Raw genomic sequence first — 3,003 nt, 5'->3', positions numbered from 1 at the left:
TGACGCATTTTCAAGACAGTCTTTGCGCTCCTAAGACCATAGTAAAAGCGTTTCGAAAGCGCAGACTGCGACAGCGGTCTGCGCTTTTTGTTTGGGCGCCTCTAACTGATTTGCCGGTAGAAGACCCACTGACGGAAATACCCCTCCACCGCTCCGCGGTTCCCCTCCCCACACGTGGGGAGGAGGGAGTTTGGCACATCGTGAGGAGGTGGTTTTAAGCCTTCGCCGTGATGTCGAGTAGGGCGAGAATATCATCGGAAGACCGGCCGCCGTCGCGATAGTCGCGTAAGGATTTCGAACCCTTGCGTTTGGCCAGGCGGCGGCCTTGGTCGTCCAGCACTAAGGTATGGTGCAGGTACTGCGGCGTTGGCAAGTCCAGCAGCGCCTGCAGCAGCACTTGGGTGTGGGTGGCGTCGAACAGGTCCTGGCCGCGGACGACGTGGGTGATGTCCTGACGGGCGTCGTCGACCACCACGGCCAGATGATAGGCGACACCGATGTCCTTGCGGCCCAAGATGACATCGCCATTGATCTCCGGCCGGGCAGGGTGATCGCCGGCGTTCAGGTCGGTGAACTGCAAGGCGTCGTAGCGTGCGCCGAGGCGGGCGCGCGCGGCGTCCAAGGACAGTCGCCACGCCGGCGGGGCAGGGGATGTTTCGGTATTGTCATCACCTTGGGGGGCGCTAAGGGCCGCTTCGGCCTGGCCCTTGCGCGTGCGGCTGTCGGCATAGAGCACGCCCATGTCGCGCAGCCGATCCAGGGCCGCCTGGTAGTCGGCCAGATGTTCGCTTTGGCGCAAGACAGGCGTCTCCCATGCGATCCCCAGCCAGGCCAGGTCGTCGAAAATCGCCTGCTCAAACTGCGGCCGGCACCGGGTATGGTCGATGTCTTCGATGCGCAGGATGAAATCGCCGCGGTGGTCACGCGCAAAGCCGTACGCTGTCAGGGCGCTGAAGGCGTGGCCCAGATGCAGGTAGCCGGTCGGTGAGGGTGCGAAACGGGTGCGAACGGTCATGGTTGTTCATGACTACACCAGCCTGTGCGCCAGGACCACAGGTCGTGAAATAAGCATTGTCGTAAAAAATTGACGTTTCTTTTGTGTGGAATCGGAGGCAAACTATCCACAGGCACCATCTTCCTGCCGAAGGAGGTTCGTCTTCAAACCATGCAGTTTCCTTTCGCCGCAAACCGTTCATCCGGGGAGGCGGCCATGCAAGTCCTGAAAGCGCCCCCCACGATTGGCGCGCCCTTGTGCTTAACGCCGATTTCCGGCCCTTGTCCTACTACCCCTTGTCGACCAAGCCGTGGCAGGACGTCGTCAAGGCCGTGTTCGAAGGCCGCGTCGATGTGGTCTCGACCTACGATATCGAAATCCATTCGCCGTCGATGAAGATGCGGTTGCCCAGCGTGGTGTCGCTGAAAACCTATATCGACCAGAACCGACCGCCGGCCTTTACCCGCTACAATGTCTTCCTGCGCGACCGGTTCTGCTGCCAGTACTGTGGCTCGCCGCACGACCTCACGTTTGACCATGTCGTGCCGGTCAGCCAGGGCGGAAAGTCGTCGTGGACCAACATCCTTACAGCGTGCGCACCCTGCAACTTGCGTAAAGGGGGAAAAACACCTGTTCAGGCGCGAATGATGCCGACAAAAAACCCACACCGGCCCACAATGTTTCAGCTTCAGGAACTGGGGCGGCGTTTTCCCCCTAACTATCTGCACGAAAGTTGGATAGATTATCTGTATTGGGATACGCTGCTCGAGGCGTAGAGGGTTTCATTTTACAGGTCTTGGCATAGAATATGTCGTCTCCAGTGCGGTTTGAAATGGACAGGCGCGCGTTTGGCGTCGTGAACTTCCCACGGCCGCGCGGCAAGACCCGCATGCCGATGGAGCCCCTGACCAAGGCGCTGCAAACCACTCTGGGCGTGCGCATCGAGGCCCGACGCAAATGGCTGTTTGGCCGCAAGCATCATAGCTTTGTCTTCATGGGCGAACGGGTTCAGGTTCGGATGCTGGATAATGGCGACGCGGCTTTTGATCTGGGCACCGTCGACGACGAAATCCGCGAGACCCTGCTGGAGCATCTGCGCACCAGCCTGGAGTTCGAGGGGCGATAATTGGCGGAAGCGCTGGCGGTGGACGGGGACAGATCGCTTCGCTGAGAAAACGGCGACTGTTATTATAAAGGACTATCCTGGCTAGCCATATGTCGTTTGCGCCGGTGGTTGGCGATTTGCCCCCATAAGGACGGTCGGAGTTTCCGACAGACAATTTGAGGCTGATTTACGGTGCTATGCACTCGCACGAAGATGTGTAATGGGCAGTTCCGATGTCGGCCGCGGTAGAGCAGATATGTCATAATCATGTTCCGTGAATGAAGAGAGGCTACCATCTAAAATGCCCCTCACGAAGGGAAAAATACGCTGAAGACGAGAAATTTACATTGCCGCACGCTGGGATTTGGTTAATATTCATTTATTAACCATTTCGGGAGCGGGGACCATGGCCAAACAGTTTGGTAAGCAATACGGAACAACTTCGTCAGCATTGAACGTGGATCTGCAGCGAGGTCCGCTCTACATCACAGACTCCGGCGTCTTGGCCGTTACTATGCAACCGCTCGCCGAAGCGGGCTCAGGATTAGCGTCGACAGCCATATCTACGTTGGCCAAAGGATCCATTGAGCACGCCAACTATGTCGGGACATCTGGAAATGATACCTACGGCGGTACCGGGAGCGCTGACTACATCGAGGGTCGTGCTGGCGATGATGTGTTGTCGGGTGGTGGTGGCAGTGACTACGTTTATGGCGAGGGCGGCAATGACACGCTGAGTGGCGGAACCGGCTACGACTATGTAAGCGGTGGCGAGGGTAACGACCTTTTGGACGACACGTCAGGCGGAGGTGAACTCGACGGGGACGCGGGGAATGACACGCTGACAGGCGGAACGGCAGGCGAGTATCTTTACGGTGACACGGGCAACGATTTACTGAACGCT

The 3,003-nt window shown here is 58.2% G+C and carries 3 protein-coding genes and 1 pseudogene; 3 read left to right on the top strand and 1 reads right to left on the bottom strand.

Annotated features, from left to right (window positions below):
- Positions 1-214 precede the first annotated feature (214 nt).
- Positions 215-1,015 carry a tRNA glutamyl-Q(34) synthetase GluQRS gene (gene gluQRS / locus ABI_RS22610; RefSeq protein WP_006275401.1) on the bottom strand — a complete coding sequence of 267 codons (801 nt, stop codon included), beginning with the start codon at positions 1,013-1,015 and terminating at the stop codon, positions 215-217.
- Between the two features lie 195 nt (positions 1,016-1,210).
- Between gluQRS and ABI_RS22605 the strand changes: the two are divergent.
- The 3 genes and pseudogenes from ABI_RS22605 to ABI_RS26545 form a co-directional block, all read left to right on the top strand.
- Positions 1,211-1,770 (top strand): annotated as a pseudogene (locus tag ABI_RS22605) (HNH endonuclease).
- Between the two features lie 56 nt (positions 1,771-1,826).
- Positions 1,827-2,120, top strand: a complete 294-nt coding sequence (locus tag ABI_RS22600) for a hypothetical protein (protein WP_050808403.1) — start codon at positions 1,827-1,829, stop codon at positions 2,118-2,120.
- A gap of 385 nt (positions 2,121-2,505) precedes the next feature.
- A partial coding sequence (locus tag ABI_RS26545) for a calcium-binding protein (protein ID WP_280959750.1) occupies positions 2,506-3,003 on the top strand: 498 nt, incomplete at its 3' end.

Origin of the sequence: Asticcacaulis biprosthecium C19 (assembly GCF_000204015.1) — a bacterium.
Taxonomy (GTDB): domain Bacteria; phylum Pseudomonadota; class Alphaproteobacteria; order Caulobacterales; family Caulobacteraceae; genus Asticcacaulis; species Asticcacaulis biprosthecius.
This window is presented reverse-complemented; position numbering and strand designations above follow the sequence as displayed.